The sequence below is a fragment of the Algoriphagus vanfongensis DSM 17529 genome (assembly GCF_000429465.1).
Classification (GTDB): domain Bacteria; phylum Bacteroidota; class Bacteroidia; order Cytophagales; family Cyclobacteriaceae; genus Algoriphagus; species Algoriphagus vanfongensis.
The window spans coordinates 659890-677128 of sequence record NZ_AUBX01000010.1 but is presented as its reverse complement, the minus strand read 5'-3'; the positions used below and the strand labels follow the sequence as shown (position 1 = coordinate 677128).

Annotated in this window: 13 protein-coding genes; 6 read left to right on the top strand and 7 right to left on the bottom strand. The window is 44.5% G+C overall.

The features are described from left to right. The first annotated feature begins 53 nt into the window (after positions 1 to 53). The gene (gene pgi, locus G460_RS0108135; protein ID WP_026954885.1) at positions 54 to 1700 is read left to right on the top strand and encodes a glucose-6-phosphate isomerase; all 1647 of its coding nucleotides are present in this window, start codon (positions 54 to 56) and stop codon (positions 1698 to 1700) included. A 50-nt stretch (positions 1701 to 1750) separates the two neighbouring features. Here pgi and G460_RS0108130 read toward each other — a convergent pair whose 3' ends face one another. From G460_RS0108130 to recQ, 4 genes are all read right to left on the bottom strand, one after another. Next, positions 1751 to 2206 carry a gliding motility lipoprotein GldH gene (locus tag G460_RS0108130; RefSeq protein WP_026954884.1) on the bottom strand — a complete coding sequence of 152 codons (456 nt, stop codon included), beginning with the start codon at positions 2204 to 2206 and terminating at the stop codon, positions 1751 to 1753. Continuing rightward, entirely contained in the window at positions 2199 to 3551 is a 1353-nt protein-coding gene (gene ricT, locus G460_RS0108125; protein ID WP_035464122.1) for a regulatory iron-sulfur-containing complex subunit RicT, read from the bottom strand. The genes G460_RS0108130 and ricT overlap by 8 nt, the downstream gene beginning before the upstream one ends. 127 nt (positions 3552 to 3678) lie before the next feature. Further along, positions 3679 to 4968, bottom strand: coding sequence for a phosphoribosylamine--glycine ligase (gene purD / locus G460_RS0108120; RefSeq protein ID WP_026954882.1), 1290 nt, complete (start codon positions 4966 to 4968; stop codon positions 3679 to 3681). Between the two features lie 15 nt (positions 4969 to 4983). Beyond that, positions 4984 to 7164 (bottom strand): DNA helicase RecQ, encoded by a 2181-nt coding sequence (gene recQ / locus G460_RS0108115; RefSeq protein WP_026954881.1) that lies wholly within the window; start codon positions 7162 to 7164, stop codon positions 4984 to 4986. 94 nt (positions 7165 to 7258) lie between these two features. Here recQ and G460_RS0108110 point away from each other — a divergent pair, with 94 nt between their 5' ends. Continuing rightward, complete coding sequence (locus G460_RS0108110; RefSeq protein ID WP_026954880.1) at positions 7259 to 8224, top strand: KpsF/GutQ family sugar-phosphate isomerase; 966 nt, start codon at positions 7259 to 7261, stop codon at positions 8222 to 8224. Between the two features lie 6 nt (positions 8225 to 8230). Then, positions 8231 to 9304 carry a mannose-1-phosphate guanylyltransferase gene (locus G460_RS0108105; protein WP_026954879.1) on the top strand — a complete coding sequence of 358 codons (1074 nt, stop codon included), beginning with the start codon at positions 8231 to 8233 and terminating at the stop codon, positions 9302 to 9304. Positions 9305 to 9318: 14 nt separating this feature from the next. Here the strand turns inward: G460_RS0108105 and rlmB are convergent, their stop codons facing one another. Both rlmB and G460_RS0108095 read right to left on the bottom strand, forming a co-directional pair. Then, positions 9319 to 10095, bottom strand: coding sequence for a 23S rRNA (guanosine(2251)-2'-O)-methyltransferase RlmB (gene rlmB, locus G460_RS0108100; protein ID WP_026954878.1), 777 nt, complete (start codon positions 10093 to 10095; stop codon positions 9319 to 9321). Then, positions 10068 to 11303, bottom strand: a complete 1236-nt coding sequence (locus G460_RS0108095; RefSeq protein ID WP_026954877.1) for a GWxTD domain-containing protein — start codon at positions 11301 to 11303, stop codon at positions 10068 to 10070. Before G460_RS0108095 ends, rlmB begins: the two co-directional genes overlap by 28 nt. Positions 11304 to 11364: 61 nt before the next feature. On the opposite strand from G460_RS0108095, the gene G460_RS0108090 reads away from it, so the two are divergent. After that, the gene (locus G460_RS0108090) at positions 11365 to 12141 is read left to right on the top strand and encodes a class I SAM-dependent methyltransferase (RefSeq protein WP_026954876.1); all 777 of its coding nucleotides are present in this window, start codon (positions 11365 to 11367) and stop codon (positions 12139 to 12141) included. Between the two features lie 108 nt (positions 12142 to 12249). Here the strand turns inward: G460_RS0108090 and G460_RS0108085 are convergent, their stop codons facing one another. Then, positions 12250 to 15237, bottom strand: coding sequence for a glycosyltransferase family 117 protein (locus G460_RS0108085; RefSeq protein WP_026954875.1), 2988 nt, complete (start codon positions 15235 to 15237; stop codon positions 12250 to 12252). A gap of 162 nt (positions 15238 to 15399) precedes the next feature. Here G460_RS0108085 and trxA point away from each other — a divergent pair, with 162 nt between their 5' ends. Then, the gene (trxA, locus tag G460_RS0108080) at positions 15400 to 15720 is read left to right on the top strand and encodes a thioredoxin (protein WP_035464224.1); all 321 of its coding nucleotides are present in this window, start codon (positions 15400 to 15402) and stop codon (positions 15718 to 15720) included. A gap of 89 nt (positions 15721 to 15809) precedes the next feature. Next, the gene (locus G460_RS0108075) at positions 15810 to 17231 is read left to right on the top strand and encodes an MBL fold metallo-hydrolase (protein WP_026954873.1); all 1422 of its coding nucleotides are present in this window, start codon (positions 15810 to 15812) and stop codon (positions 17229 to 17231) included. The last annotated feature ends 8 nt before the right edge of the window (positions 17232 to 17239 follow it).

Genomic DNA, 17239 nt, shown 5'->3' with positions numbered 1-17239 from the left:
TTCCCCTTGCCGATAAATTCTAATTTTGCCTAAAATCCTATCATAACCTATTCATGAACGCTATTAATCCTACGCAAACTCCTGCTTGGTCCAGACTTCAAGATTTGGCAGAGAAAAACAAAGATTTACAGATTCTTTCACTTTTTGATGAACGAGAGCGATTTGATCGCTACAGCATTCAGCTGGAAGATATCTTGGTAGACTATTCAAAAAATCGCATCAACGACCCTATTCTCAAAGCTTTATTGGATTTGGCTCGGGAGACTGAGCTCCACGTGGCTATCGAATCGATGTTTGAAGGCAAGCATATCAATGCGACTGAAGATCGTGCAGTGTTGCATACGGCCTTGAGAAACAGAAGTGATAGAGCAGTCTATGTGGACGGGCACAATGTGATGGAAGATGTGTCTGCGGTTTTGGAAAAAATGAAGGTCTTCGCCACTAAAGTCAATGAAGGCAAGTGGCTTGGATATACAGGAAAGCCGATCAAAAGTCTGGTCAATATTGGGATTGGCGGATCTGATCTAGGTCCAGTGATGGTCACCGAAGCACTTAAGCCTTATCAGGCGGAAAATCTAGAGATATTCTTCGTATCCAATGTGGACGGCACACATATCGCAGAGACTCTGAAGAAGGTAGATCCAGAAACAACACTATTTTTCATTGCTTCCAAGACCTTTACGACGCAAGAGACGATGACCAATGCGCATTCTGCAAGAAATTGGTTTATGGATCATGCAAAGGACGAAGCTGCTGTAGCCAAGCATTTTGTGGCTCTTTCTACCAATCTCAAAGGTGTAGAGGCTTTTGGAATAGATCCAGCCAATATGTTTGAGTTTTGGGATTGGGTTGGAGGCCGTTATTCGCTATGGTCCGCGATCGGATTACCGATTGCCTGTGCAGTTGGTTTTGATAATTTCGAGCAATTGCTAGCCGGAGCGCATAGCATGGATGAGCATTTCAGACATTCGCAGTTTGACCGAAATATCCCAGTTCTTTTGGCTTTGATCGGTATTTGGAACTGCAATTTCCTCGGAGCATCTTCAGAAGCTATTTTGCCTTATGACCAATATCTGCATCGATTCGCTGCCTATTTTCAGCAGGGTAATATGGAGAGCAATGGAAAATATGTGAGCCGTGATGGGGGCAAAGTCGACTATACTACCGGCCCGATTATCTGGGGTGAGCCAGGTACCAATGGACAGCATGCATTTTATCAGTTGATCCACCAAGGTACTCATCTCATCCCTTGTGATTTTATAGCTCCGGCCATATCCCATAATCCTTTGGGAGACCATCATCAAAAGCTACTTTCCAATTTCTTTGCTCAGACTGAAGCTTTGATGAAAGGAAAAAGCCTGGACGAAGTGCGACAAGAAATGAATGCAGCGGGCAAATCGCTGGAGCAAATCGATCAGGTCGCTCCGCATCGCGTATTTGAAGGAAACCGTCCTACCAATTCCATTTTGGTACAAAAGATCACTCCATATACGCTTGGAATGCTGATCGCTATGTACGAGCATAAGATTTTTGTACAAGGTGCTATCTGGAATATTTTCAGTTTTGATCAGTGGGGAGTGGAATTGGGGAAAGTTCTTGCCAATGGGATCCTACCTGAGCTATCTGGAGATGAGGAGATCAATTCTCACGATGGCTCTACAAATGGACTGATCAATGCCTATAAGAAAATGAGGAAATAAAAATCAGCTACAAAGTAAAAATGGCTCCTAAGAATTAGGAGCCATTTTTTTTAGGGGACTATTTTGAGACCGGCAGCCTCTATGCCGGGTAAGCTTTCCTGCCTCATGTATTGGAGCAAGGTGATACTTTTTGTTTGAGCTGGAAGTCCAAATGGTAGCGTGTCATATTTTGTATAGCTACTTCCAAAACCTTTGCCGAGCGGCTGTCCTGTTTTGGAGTCAAACAGAGGGACATTGACAAGCTTGTTTTCGATGATCTGCGAACTCGAGTCCTTGGCGATCACCCGCACGTAGAAGTTGGAAAATGGATACGTCTCTGTAAACTTGACCGCGATCAAAGTGGCTTTTCCTTCATGATCCACATCCCCCAGCTGAAACTCAAGGCTATCTGCCTGCTGCCAACCTCGAGATTCATCCAGCGCAATAAAGTCTTCGTATAGCCTATCTCCTGAGCAGGAACTAAGCATCCAAACACACAGAATCCCAATTATTCCTAATCTATTCATTGTTAGGCTTGTCGTTGGAGTTTTGATTTTTGCGTGGTGGAAATCTCTTCTTTCCTCCTTCTCTTTTCGGTTGAGCTGGTTTTTGCTCATTTCCTCCCTTAGACTGGGGCTGCTGAGGATTGTTGGGTTTGCCTTGCTGAGGATTTCTAGGTTTCCTACGCTTATTTCTAGGATTCCGATTTTCTTGCGGATTGCCTTCGCTTTTGGCAGGTCCTCCAGATGGTTTTCCTGGCCCATTTCTTCTCTCTGGTCTAGGCTTTCTCTCCTGGGTAGGAGCTGCCTGATTGGAAGCAGGTTGGGAGTTGCCAGCTGGCTGATTGCCACGAGGTTTATTTCTCGGCTTTTTCTTTCTTTTCTTTTTAGCAAATTTTTGGTCCAAAAGCTCCAATTCTCTTGTGGATTGTGCCGCCAAATCCTCCAATTCTGATGCTTCATTCACTTGGAGATTGAATACTTTGACTCCTTTGGAGTTAAGCTGCTGGATTTCTTTGACACGCTCGCAGGAGATGCTATGCCAGTCATTGTCATTGTTGTAGCTAAACCACATCAGCTTACGAAAAATGTCAGTTTTCTGGAGTTTGGCATTGCCGGCTTCAGTCTGAAGCGGTCGATCTATACTCGGGATATCCTTGATGGCATCCATGTAAGTATCCAGCTCATAATTGAGACAGCACTTGAGTCTGCCGCATTGTCCACTCAATTTCCCCGGATTCAGAGAAAGATTTTGATAGCGGGCAGCTGAGGTACTTACGTTTTTGAAATCTACGAGCCAAGTGGAGCAGCAAAGTTCCCGTCCACAGACTCCGATACCTCCCAGTCTTCCAGCTTCTTGGCGAAGTGAAATCTGACGCATTTCTACTCGAATTCGGAATTCTCCAGCCAAAAGCTTGATGAGTTCACGAAAATCCACCCGCTCATCAGCGGAATAGAAAAATGTGGCTTTGGAGTTGTCGGCCTGAAACTCGATATCGGAAAGTTTCATTTTCAGTCCCAATTCATCGATGATCTGACGGCATCTATAAAGCGTCGGAATCTCGCGATTTCGGGCTTCTTCCCATTTTTCGAGATCTTTCTGATTGGCGATCCGGTATATTCTCAGGATGTTGTCATCATCTCTGATTTTCCTTTTTTGCATTTGGAGCCTCACTAGCTCGCCTTGCAGTGAGACATAGCCAAGGTGATGGCCGCTTGGCACATCGACTACGACTGGGTCTCCTGTGGTGAGGGAAAGGTAATCTACATTGCGATAATATTCCTTTCTTCCTCCTTTGAATTTCACTTCGACAATGTCAAAGTTATCCACCTGTGGTATGCCCATGTGGGTCAACCAATCAAATGAATTCATTTTATTACAATCGCTCGTGCCGCAAGTGCCATTATTTTGGCAGCCTCCGGTACCTCCTGTGGAGGTGGAGCAGCTACTACATCCAGACATATATATCGACAGGGCATGACCCTGATTAGTTTTGGGTTTATTTGATCAATTTCAAGATATCCTGCCCTATATCTTTTCGATAGTAGGACTTGTCCCAATGGATCTGCTCGACCACTTCAAAAGTGTTTTTGAGAGAGGTCTCCAAATCCTTGCCACGACCAGTCACAGCGATGACCCGGCCTCCCTGATTGACTACGGTTCCAGTCTCATTGAAAGCGGTCCCGGCATGAAAGATGGTGGCGTTTTTCACAGATTCAGGGAGAGAAATCTCAAATCCCTTCTCATAGGAACCGGGATAGCCGCCACTGACCATCACCACTGTGGTGGCATAATCCGAAGAGAGTGTGAGCTCGTAATCCTTCAATGATCCTGTGGCAATGGCCCAAAGAAGGTCTAGGAAGTCACTTTCAATTCGTGGTAAAACAGCTTCGGTCTCAGGATCTCCCATACGCACATTGTATTCGATGACGTAGGGCTCACCATTTTTATTCATCAGTCCGATGAATAGAAATCCTTTGTAAGGAATGTCCTCAGCAGCCAATCCCGCTACCGTAGGTTGGACGATTTTCTCTTCCACTTTTTGCATGAAAGATTCATCCGCAAAAATGACAGGTGTCACTGCTCCCATCCCTCCAGTATTCAGCCCGGTGTCACCTTCTCCGATTCGCTTGTAATCTTTGGCTTCTGGAAGGATTTTATAGCTTTTGCCATCTGTGGCTACAAAAACCGATAGCTCGATTCCTGTCAAAAATTCCTCGATGACCACCTTGGAGGAAGCGTCTCCAAATTTTTGATCTAAAAGCATTTCTTTAAGAGAAGCTTTAGCATCTTCTAGCGTTTCACAGATCAAAACACCTTTTCCGGCTGCCAATCCATCTGCTTTGAGTACGATGGGCAAGGATTGCTTTTCCAGATAGGCAAGACCTTCTTCAAGTTGATTGGCATCAAAAGTTTCGTAGGCAGCTGTAGGAACTTCATTGCGCTGCATAAAGCGCTTGGAAAAGTCCTTGCTACCTTCCAGCGTGGCTCCCAATTGAGATGGGCCCACGATCGGAGTGTTTTTAGTCTCTTCTTCTGTGCCTAGGAAATCTACCAAACCTTTGACCAAAGGCTCTTCAGGTCCTACTACGACCAAGTCGATGTGTTTCTCAAGAATGCAAGTTTTGATAGCTGCAAAATCGGTGACTGCGATAGGTAGATTGGTAGCTATAGTAGCGGTACCCGCATTACCAGGCGCTACGTAGAGATTGTCACATTTTGGGCTTTGTACGATTTTCCATGCAAAGGCGTGCTCGCGGCCTCCGCTTCCCAATAAGAGTATATTCATTGAATTAAGTCTTTTTTAATTGGCATGCTCGGAGATAAACTTGATTCGATAGACTCTGAGTTCATCCTCCGCAAAGTCCTCATCTTCGAGTTCATCAAGAGCTAGCTTGATATTATCGCTTTCTGCAGTCATAAAATAATCATGGAGTATATCCTCACGCTCCTCATCCATGATATGCTGAATGTAGTAATCGATGTTTAGTTTTGTTCCGCTGTAGGTGATCTGCTCAATTTCCTGAAGCAGCTCAGCCATACTGATATTCAAATTTTCGGCTATTTCATCCAGGTCGATTTTGCGGTCAATCTGCTGGATGATGGATATTTTGACCTTGGAGCGTGCCCCCGCAGTCTTGACGACCACATCCGAAGCCGTTTCTATTTCGTTTTCCTCGACATAGTTAGCGATCAGTTTGAGGAATGGAGAGCCAAATTTAGCCACTTTTCCCATTCCCACGCCGTTAATCTGCGCTAATTCATCCCGAGTAGTAGGGTAGACAGTCGCCATTTCTTCCAAAGAAGGATCTTGGAATATGACATAGGGGGGAAGTCCCTTGGATCTGGCTACCTTTTTCCTTTCTGCCTTGAGCAGTTCAAAGAGCTTTTCATCATATGCCACTCCGCCGGAATTGACCTCTACTTCAGGCTGCTCATTCAGCAGTTCCTTTTCAAAATCATGATCTGCATACAAATCCACAGAATAGGGCTGTTCCAAAAAGGAGTGCCCTTTAGGAGTGATTTTTAAAACTCCATAGTTTTCGATGTCTTTCTCCAGCAGGTGCATGACCAGGGCCTGACGGAAAACCGAAGTCCACAGCTTTTCCGGATGCTCATTGCCACGGGCAAATACTTCAAGTTCGTCATGTTTATAGCTGGAAACATAATCAGTGACTTCTCCTATCAGCACTTTGACTAGATGCTCCAGCCCAAAGCGTTCATTGGTCAGCTTGGTGGTTTTCAGTGCCAAAGTGAGCAAGTCCATCCCTTCGTAGGTCTCCCGTTGCCGCTTGCAGTTGTCACAGAAGCCACAGTCTTCATCCAGAGTTTCACCAAAATAATTCAGGATAAATTTTCTTCGGCAAACACCGGTCTCTGAGTAGGCGGCCATTTCCTGAAGCAGGATTTTGGCATTTTCCCGCTCTGTGACGGCTTTGTCTTTGTTAAATTTATCGAGTTTGATGATGTCTTCGTACTTGTAAAACATCAGACAGTGGCCTTCGAGACCGTCTCTTCCCGCCCGGCCTGTCTCTTGGTAGTATCCTTCCAGAGATTTAGGTACATCATAGTGAATGACATACCGAACATCTGGCTTGTCTATCCCCATCCCAAATGCAATAGTGGCAACAATCACATCGACTTCTTCATTCAGAAAATCGTCCTGATTTTTGATCCGGGTGGCTGATTCCAAGCCTGCATGGTAGGGAGCCGCATTGATTTGATTGACCTTAAGCAGATCGGCGATTTCCTCTACTTTTTTTCTGCTAAGACAGTAGATGATCCCGGATTTACCTTTATGAGCCTTGATAAACTTGATAAGATGTTTTTTGGACTCGTTCTTGACTTTGGGCCGAACCTCATAGAATAGATTGGTGCGGTTGAAAGAAGACTTGAATAAGTCCGCTTCCTCCATCTGTAAGTTGCGCTGAATGTCCTGCTGGACCTTGGGCGTGGCAGTAGCCGTAAGGGCGATGATAGGCAAGTTGGGCGCTATCTGGGCCACGATGGTTTTGATTTTCCGATACTCAGGTCTGAAATCATGTCCCCATTCAGAGATACAATGGGCTTCATCTATAGCTACAAAACTGAGCTGAGCTTCTTTGAGAAAGGTAATGTTTTCCTCTTTGGTCAGTGACTCTGGAGCCACATAGAGGAGCTTGGTTTTTTTCTTGAGCACTTCTGATTTGACCCGATTGGATTCCGATTTGGAAAGGGTAGAGTTCAGAAAATGTGCATTGATTCCGATAGCTTTGAGTTGATCTACCTGATTTTTCATCAGAGCGATCAAAGGCGATATGACGATGGCGGTTCCCTCTTTGACCACGGCTGGAAGCTGGTAGCAAAGCGATTTGCCTGCTCCGGTGGGCATGATCACAAAGGTGTTGCGCTGGTTGAGCAGGTTGTCGACTATAGGTTCTTGATTTCCCCTAAACTGACTAAAACCGAAAATTTGCTTGAGGTCTGCTTTTACTTTTTCTTCCACTTGGACAAGGCTTTAAGGGTATGTAAAGCTGCGTACAGGAATGATTGATTACTTTTATACCTTTGTACAAAATTAGTGATTAACGCAGGTAAAATTGAATTTAGCTAAAAATATTAAGAATACAGCGGCTCGTGTATTGCAAAATGAAGCAGATGCAATTATTCAGCTGATTGATTATTTGGACGGAGATTTTGAGGCCTGTGTGGAGCGGATTTTGGCCTCCAAAGGACGGGTGGTCATCACGGGAGTAGGCAAAAGTGGACTGATCGCCAGTAAGATCGTGGCCACGCTGAACTCTACTGGGACGCCGGCATTATTCATGCATGCTGCAGATGCGATTCACGGTGATCTTGGGATGATTCAGGATGAGGATGTGGTAATTTGTATCTCCAAAAGCGGCAATACGCCTGAAATTAAGGTATTGGTACCTCTCTTGAAGAAAAGAGGATCCTCGCTAGTCGCTTTGGTCAGCAATACGCAAAGCTATCTGGCCGAGCAGGCGGATTTTGTCCTCAATGCGACTATAGGAGAAGAAGCCTGCCCCAACAATCTTGCTCCTACCACCAGTACTACTGCACATCTGGCGCTTGGAGATGCTCTGGCAGTTTGCCTTTTGGAAGCCAGGGGATTTACGCCGGATGATTTTGCCATGTACCATCCAGGGGGATCGTTAGGTAAGCAACTTTATCTCCGGGTGTCGGACCTGCTCAGTGGAGATATTCCGGTAGTATCATCTGGAGCAGGACTAGCAGAAGTGATTTTGGAGATTTCGGGGAAAAGGCTAGGAGCTACCTCAGTCATCAATGAAGATGAGAATCTGGTAGGAATCATTACCGATGGGGATTTGCGAAGGATGCTTCAAAAGTCTCTCAATATCGCTCACATCACTGCAGGAGAGATCATGACACGTCATCCGAAGACGATTTCTAAGGATGAATTTGCCATTCGTGCCCTGAATATGATGCGCAATCACAATATAACACAGCTGGTGGCGATGGATGGAGAAAAAATCGCAGGTTTTATCCATATTCATGAATTAATGAAAGAAGGAATCGTTTGATTTTTTATGCCCAATAAACCCTATATCATCATCATGGCCGGAGGGATTGGATCCCGATTTTGGCCCTATAGCAGGAGGAAAAAGCCTAAGCAGTTTTTGGATATTTTGGGGACGGGAAGATCTCTTCTTCAAATGACCTATGACAGGTTTAGAGAAATCGCTGAGGTAGATCAGTTTTTTGTGATCACATATAAAAAATATGTAGATATCGTCAAAGAGCAACTTCCCGAATTGGAGGACCATCAGATCCTATCCGAACCCAACAGGAAAAACACCGCCACCTGCATCGCCTATGCTGGCTATAAAATCCAGTCCATCGATCCTGATGCAACCATGATCGTGACACCTGCAGATCATCTGATTTTGCAGGAAAAGAAATTTTTGCAGACGATCCAGAAGGCGGTCGTCGCGGCACAGGTGGACAAGCGTCTGATCACTTTGGGGATTCAGCCCAATAGACCTGAGACAGGCTACGGCTATATCCAATACCTTGAAGGAGATCGAGATGATGCCTTGAAAGTGAAGACATTTACCGAAAAACCCAATATCAAGCTTGCAAAGACCTTTTTGGAAAGCGGAGATTTTGTTTGGAACTCAGGGATGTTTGTCTGGAAATGTAGCAGTCTTCTCAGCGCACTTCGCCTTCATATGTCAGATATTGCCGAGATTTTTGATGAGGGACGTGATGCCTTTGGACAAGAGACGGAGACAGATTTTGTGGCCAAAGCCTATCTGCAAGTCAAAAGTATCTCTATAGATTATGGATTGATGGAAAAATCCAATGATGTATTTGTGATATTAGGTGAGTTTGGCTGGTCTGATTTGGGCTCCTGGAATAGTCTCCACGAGTTGCGATCCAAAGACAAAGACAATAACGTGGTGGAGGCTAACGCAATCCTATATGATACGGAGGATAGTTTTATCCGTACGGATAGTGACAAACTCGTGGTGGTAGAAGGACTCAAAGGCTACCTAGTCAATGAAAACGAGAATGTGCTACTCATCTGTCCCATCGATGGGGAAAAGAAATTTAGAGACTTTGTCTCAAATGCCCGTAAAAAAGGAGAGGACTTCGTTTGAAGTCCTCTTTTGTTTTATGCTTTTCTCTGTCTGATGGCTTCGTAGATGGCCACCCCGGCCGATACGGAGACATTGAGACTTTCTATATTTCCTGACATCGGGATTTTGACTTTATCATCGACGATACCCATGATTTCCTGAGAAATTCCATCTTCCTCTGATCCCATCACCATAGCTACCGGATTGCCAAAATCTGCCTCGTACATGCTTTTTTCGGTTTTTTCCGTAATTGCTACAAGAGTCAATCCCATTTTTTGGATATCCCGACAGGTGTAAAAGAGATTTTTGACACGGACTACCGGGAGAAAATTCAATGCCCCGGCAGAGGTTTTGATTGCATCCGAATTGATCTGGGCGCTTCCTTTCTCTGGGATTACAATGGCATCTACTCCGGCACACTCTGCTGTTCTGGCGATCGCTCCGAAATTTCTCACATCAGTGATATGATCCAAAATCAAAATCAAGGGAGATTTGCCGACAGCAAAGCAATTGTCAATCACGTTGTCCAGCGATGCATAGGCAATGGAGGACATTTGAGCTATGACACCTTGATGGTTTTTACGGGTGATACGGTTGAGCTTGGCATCTGGTACGCGTACCACGGGCAAGCCTGAGGATTTGCAAAGCTGGAGCAATTCCTTGATCAGGTCATTGTTCAGTTCTTTTTGTACCAATACTTTGTCGATCTCTTTGCCAGCATGGATTGCCTCCATCACAGCTCTGGTACCGAAAATAAAATCTTTGTCTTGAGCTCCGCGCTCGATCAGAAAGCCATCCTTCCGCTTCTCCATTGGGAAATGTTTTTAAACCAGACAGGCTGATAAGCCCGAGATCGGTTCAGTGTATAATAATGTGGGTTGAGTATATTCTTAACCCGTGCAAAGGTAAAGCGAATTTTTGAACTCTGATCCAATCCCTGATAAGTCCATACCTCACGATCCAAATAAAAGTGAACTTCCTGAGGTGGTCCCATGACGATATAGACCATGCCTTTGTCAGTTTTCCAGCCTTCTTTGAAATCTGTGAAGAGTAGGTTGGCAAACTCTACCTGCCGGAAATATTCTCGAATCAAGTCTTGGGCCGTATCTGGATTTCTGGTCAGATTGATCCAATAGTTATCTAGTGCTTTCTTTTTGTTCTCAGCCATCAAGAGTGCTTCGTGCTCCTTTCTGGTAGAAATGTACGTCACCATCTGGACCATTTCTTCCCAGTCTTTTACTTTAGGAAAAGCCTCATGCGTGGTTTTGATCAGTAGTCCGGTGCTCTCGCTGGTATCTTGCTGAAAGAAGTAATAGCCTTGCTGGTCCAGTTCTTTGGGTACATTGGCTAGAAAGTCTCCTATGTCCTGTACCTCGACCTCCTTGGGCACTGGGGCAGGTTTTGTTTCCATGGGTGGGTATGGAACATCAAAATTGATGGGGTAGTAGAAGCCATGCAAATTGGGTCCTTTGGAAGACTTGAATAGCAAGGCCTCTCCGGTAGTCAGGTAAGTTTGATCAAAAGGAACACTATTGGCATAATAGGCTCCAAAGCTCGGCAGATCAAATACAAACGGGCTTTTGAGATCTACATGATAATAGTAGGGGTCGCCCTGGCGAGTATCCATTGCAGAGAAAAGCAAAATAGCTTGCTCTTGACCTTCCGGAAGATTGATTTCTTTTTCGAAAACCCAATGACGCTCAGAGTCTATTTTGAGGTCGTTTTCGGTCAGAAGTACAGAGTTGTCTGAATTGATTTCGTCCTGATAGCTATTCAGTAAATTGTAAGAAAAACTATAGGTATCAAAACTGGGCTGTTCTTCAATTTTCTCCACGACGAGCTGGACGAGAAATTGATTGTCAGATTTTTTCACTGGAATTACTTTCAGTGCCAAGCGTGAGTAGCGCGAATAGCGTAAGGCCTGGTTGAGGTCTTGCAGTTGAGTTTGCCCAAACGAGCTAAAAGTGGTGATTAATAGAAGGGTGAAAAATGAGAAAATCTGAATTGGTTTAAGCTTCATCGGGTGTTGATCTCTGGTTTTAAAAATTAACCTTACTTTTGCCAAAATAGTAAAATTTTACATGGCTACCTATACAACGGAAATCGCCTCGGACAAGTTGGTCAGCGACAATCCTATTCATCAACGACTACTCAAAGCATACATTGCAGCCAAGCCTTGGATTCAGGGAGATTTGCTCGAAATCGGCTGTGGAGAGGGAAGAGGAGTGGAAACACTGTTACCTCTGGCTGACAGCTATGTCGGGATAGATAAGATCGGGGAGGTGATAGCCAGCTTGCAAGCTAAATTTCCAAAAGTAGATTTTCGTCAGGCCGTGATACCTCCGTTTACGGGTTTTGCGGATAATAGCTATGATACAATAGTCAGTTTTCAGGTGATCGAGCATATCGAGAATGACCGACTTTTTCTCGAGGAAATATACCGCATGCTCAAGCCGGGTGGGAAAGCGATCATTTCTACTCCGAATAATACGCATACACTTTCCCGCAATCCTTGGCATATCAGAGAGTATATTCCTCAGCAATTAATAGACTTGGCTGCCGGGATTTTTGATCAGGTGGAGGCCAAAGGAATCGGAGGAAATCAAAAAGTATGGGACTACCACGAAGCCAACCGCAAGTCTGTTCAGAAGATCATGCGTTTTGACATCTTCGACTTGCAGCATAAGCTACCCAATTGGATCCTGAGAATGCCTTATGAGATCCTCAATCGGATGAATAGAAACAAACTTCATCAGCAGGAAGGGGATTCGGTGACTCAGATTACCCATGAAGATTTTCCGTTAGTGGAGGATCCTGAAGAGGGGTTGGATTTGTTTTATGTGCTTTGGAAGAAGTAATCTGGTTTTTTTAGTTAATTGTCATCTATTAATTTCAAGCTTAAAGAATTGCCTTTAAATAGCCTTTAAACGAAAAAGTCAGGAATTACCCTGACTTTTTTATTGATTTTAATCCATTCGGTCCAGCACTCCCGGAGCTCTACTTTCCTGGCCGATCAGGGATTCCAGCCGGAGCTTGAGCTCTTGGGCTTTTTCCTGATAGCCCCGCTCTTCAAGTAGCGGGATAAAGTATTTGATCATCTCGATTGAGATCATCATTTCCCGATCATAATCTCTGTTTTCGTTTGTATAAAACTCGATCATGTCCAGCGATTTTTTAGAGATCACATCGATGATTTCCAGACCTTTCTCTTCTTCTCCAACTTCGAAGAAAAGTGGAACAGACTGTCCGCTAGAGAGGTCGTACGGCATGGCTTCATTAGGCATTACTTCCAGCCCATAGTTGAGCAAGGTGGCGGCTTTTTCCATCTGATCCTGATCCAGTAGAGCCATGGCTATGCTGTTGATTGCGCTGCGATGGTTGGATGCAAACCTGCGATATTCCTCATCCAGATAGTTGTCCGGATTGTCCATGCCACGGAAAGCAAATTTGGTCATGTAATTTTCGTAGGCTAGGTCAGCATTGACCAGCTCCTCACGAAGGTAATTTGGCTTTCTCACTGGCAGCAAACGGTAAGTCAACCCTTCCATGACCACGTGATCTTGGATATTGACACCGATGGTCGCCAAAGAAGTATTATTGAAGTAGATCGGTCTTTCCCAATTATTCGATACGATCAGATCGATCAGCATCATGGTACCTTTGGTGACATAGTTTCCTTTGATCTGCAGGTTCATCTGCGGGCTAAATAGCGGTGAAAACTCCTCCGGGATGATGTCTTGGTTGAATACAGCGGCACTATCCACTTCCATGATTAGATTTCTGGATGGAACCATATTCACTTGGCTTTTGCCTCCAGTCTGCATGCGTAAAAGCTCAGATCCGGAATTCAAAAGTTTCAGATATTCTCTTGCAGAAATAGCGTCCAATCCGTCTCTTTCCATCACGAAAAGCACATCATTGGTACCTTTTTGATAGCGCTCAGGAGCTAGGGAGAATGGCAATGCCTCGGACTCATGTGTCGGAGAGGTCATTTGCTCCACGTACCAGTCTGTATCGAAGTAGCTCAATACGATCACCCGAACGTCTGTCCGGAATCCTTCCACTTCCTGTACATACCAAAGTGGGAAGGTGTCATTGTCACCGCCGGTAAATAAAATGGCATTTGGCGCACAAGAGGCCAAGAAGTTCCTGGCAGAATCCACGGAGAAATAACGTCCTTGTCTATTGTGATCATTCCAGTTTTGGGCACCCATCAGCCCTGCGATAGGCAAGGTGATCAGTGTAGCGATGATGCCTGCGGTAGCGAGATTTTTGGTGGCTTTGCCCAGCATATGTGCCAAAGCCAAAACGCCCATTCCAGCCCAAATAGCAAAAGCATAAAAACTACCCACATAGATATAATCCCGCTCTCTCGGTTCCACAGGCGGGGAATTGAGGTATAAAACCAACACCACACCCATCATCAGGAAGAGCATTAGATTCACATAGAATGATTTCGGGTCGGCTTTGGCTTGGAAAAAGAGGCCTATGATTCCCAAAAGCAAAGGCAACATTAGATAATTATTATGCCCTTTGTTTTCTTTGATGTAGTCTGGGAATTTGTCTGAAAAAGCATCGGTAATCCCGATCCAAGGCGCATCACCAAAGTCTGATTCCCTGCCGGAGAAGTTCCACATAAAATACCTCCAGTACATATGTCCCAGCTGATGGCTAAACATGAAATAGAGGTTGTCACCGAAAGTAGGCTGTTGACCTTCTCTCAGTCCGAGCTTCTGCCGGTAGATTCGCTTGTGATTTTCCTGAGTAGAATAGATCCTTGGAAGGATCGTGGTCTTCTCAGGATTGTAGGTGTTTTTCAACTCATAATCTGCGATTTCGTACTTGTCTTTTCCTTTTCTATAAATAGGCGCACCTTCTTCCTGGTCGATCAACTCAGCGGTGAAATACTGGCCGTGTAGCAAAGGTCTGTAGCCATACTGCTCTCTTTTCAGATAGGAAACGAAAGAAAGCACATCCTTTGGCGCATTTTGATTGATGACAGGATCCTGATTGGATCGGACCACGATCAGAGAATAGGAACTATACCCGATCAGGATGAAAATCAAGGAAAGCAAAATGGTATTCAAACCTGCCATTTCTTTTTGTCTGGAGTAACGATAGGCAAAATAAAGCGCCGTGAAAAACACCAGCATAAAGAATATAATACCAGACCCAAATGGCAATCCTAGACTGTTTACAAAGAAAATCTCGGTCGAACCAGCCAAACTTGGCAATCCAGGAATGATAAAATTATTGATGACGATCAGCGCAACTCCACCCAAAAACATCGCAATGATGGCTCCTTTGAGACTTGGCTTTTCATATTTTTTGAAGTAATAAATTAAGGCCAAAGCAGGCAATGTCACCAAGTTGAGCAAGTGAACTCCGATGGACAAACCGACCAGATAAGCGATCAAGATCATCCATTTGTTTTCCTCTCTTGGATCTTTGATCACGTCCCATTTCAATACAGCCCAAATCACGATTGCGGTGAAGAACGAAGACATGGAATATACCTCTGCCTCTACCGCTGAAAACCAAAAACTATCAGAGAAAGTGTAAATCAACGAACCGACGATACCGGCCCCCATTAAGCTGATGGTCTGACCTTTGGTTTCTTTCCCAGCTTCAATTTTGAAGAGTTTTCTCCCAAAAAGCGTAATAGACCAGAAAAGGAAAAGAATGGTAAATCCTGAGAATAAGGCAGATCCTATGTTCATCCAATAGGCCACTTGTAGTCCGTCGCCGAAGGCCATGAAGCTAAACATCCGATAAACCAAAAGGAAAAATGGTGCTCCTGGAGGGTGAGGTACCTGTAGCTTGTACGAGGAGGCGATAAACTCTCCCGGATCCCAAAAACTCGCCGTTTGTTCGACGGTCATGATATAAACCAAAGTAGCTACGGCAAATACCACCCAAGCGGTGATATTATTGATTTGCTTGAAATTGAGCATTAATGAGGTAATTTTGACGGACGAAAATATAAAATTTATTCCCAAGTCTTGGTTTTTTAGCACTTTTTAAAAAGCAGCACTGTTAACCCCTTGTGACAAATATTACCGACAGGATCGGCTTGACTTTTTATCTTTGTCATGAATTTAAAAACCCAAATCAAAATGAGTGCTCCAGCTAAATCATTTCAGGAACTGATCAATGGACCGACTCCGGTCTTGGTGGATTTCTATGCGACTTGGTGTGGCCCCTGCAAAATGATGCAACCTGTATTGGAAGAAACCGCGAAACAAGTCGGTTCTAAAGTGAAAATCCTCAAAGTAGATGTAGATAAGAATCCTCTGGCTGCGAGTTCATTTCAGGTGAGGGGAGTACCTACTTTGATCCTTTTTAAGAGGGGAAAAATCCTCTGGAGAGAATCTGGAGTCGTGCCTGCTCATCAGCTGGTCAAGATCCTCGAGTCAAACTTGGCTGAGAAAGCTTGATCCTACTGTGACAAAAGTCATGGTGTCCTAAGCGACTCCTCACTAATTTTGATTCAGAAATTAACAGAAAACAATAAAAGAACATACTTATGAAAATCGAACAAATCTATACCGGATGTCTGGCTCAGGGAGCCTATTACATCGAGTCGGATGGAGAAGCGGCAGTGATCGATCCACTGAGAGAGGTACAGCCTTATATAGAAAAAGCTGAACGTAGAAATGCCAAGATCAAATATGTGTTTGAGACACATTTCCATGCGGATTTTGTCTCTGGGCACCAAGATCTGGCAGCTAAGACTGGAGCACAAATCGTCTATGGCCCTACCGATATGAAAATGGGTTTTGACGCTGTCATAGCTCAGGATGGGCAGGAGTTTCAGTTAGGCAAAGCCAAAGTCAAAGTGATCCATACTCCTGGACATACGATGGAGTCATCTTGCTATTTGCTCTATAATGAAGAAGGCAAAGAGGAAGCGATCTTCACAGGAGATACGCTGTTTATCGGAGACGTAGGAAGACCTGATTTGGCTCAAAAAGTAGCTTCAGATCTGACTCAGGAAAAGCTGGCCGGCCATCTGTATGATTCGCTAAGAAATAAAATCATGCCTTTGTCTGATGATTTGATCGTCTATCCTGCTCACGGAGCGGGTTCGGCATGTGGCAAAAATATGAGCAAGGAAACTTCTGATACTTTGGGCAACCAGAAAAAAACCAATTATGCGCTGCAGGAGATGAGCAAAGAGGCATTTATCAAAGAAGTCATTACAGGATTGACTCCGCCTCCAGCCTATTTCCCGCAAAATGTCATGATGAATATCCAGGGGTATGATAGCATAGACGAGGTGTTGGAAAGAGGAGTGAAGCCATTGACTCCATCAGAATTTGAGGCAGTAGCCAATGAAACAGGAGCTTTGATCCTGGACACCCGAGCTCCTCAGACCTTTGCCAAAGGCTTTATTCCCAATTCTGTCAATATCGGAATAGATGGATCCTTCGCGGTATGGGTAGGGGCAATGATTCCAGATGTGAAGCAAGAAATCCTCGTGGTCGCTGAGGAAGGAAGAGAGGAGGAAGTGATCACAAGACTTGCCAGAGTTGGCTATGATTACTCTCTGGGTTATCTCAAAGGTGGTTTTAATTCTTGGAAAGATGCAGGGAATGAAGTCGATTCCATCACTTCCATTTCTGCCGAGGAGCTTGCGAAAATCAAGAAAAATGATCCAAATGTAGCGATTTTGGATGTCAGAAAAAATTCAGAATTCCTCTCTGAGCATGTCAAGGATGCAGAAAATGCCCCGCTCGACTACATCAACGAAAGCATGCTAAAAGTGGACAAAAACAAAACCTACTACGTGCACTGCGCCGGTGGATATCGCTCTATGGTGTTCAATTCTATTTTGCGCGCAAGAGGCTATGACAATCTCATCGATGTGCACGGAGGATTCAAAGCGATCAAAGACTCAGGAGAATTCGAGGTGACAGACTACGTATGTCCTACTACTCTTCTTTGATCTAAATG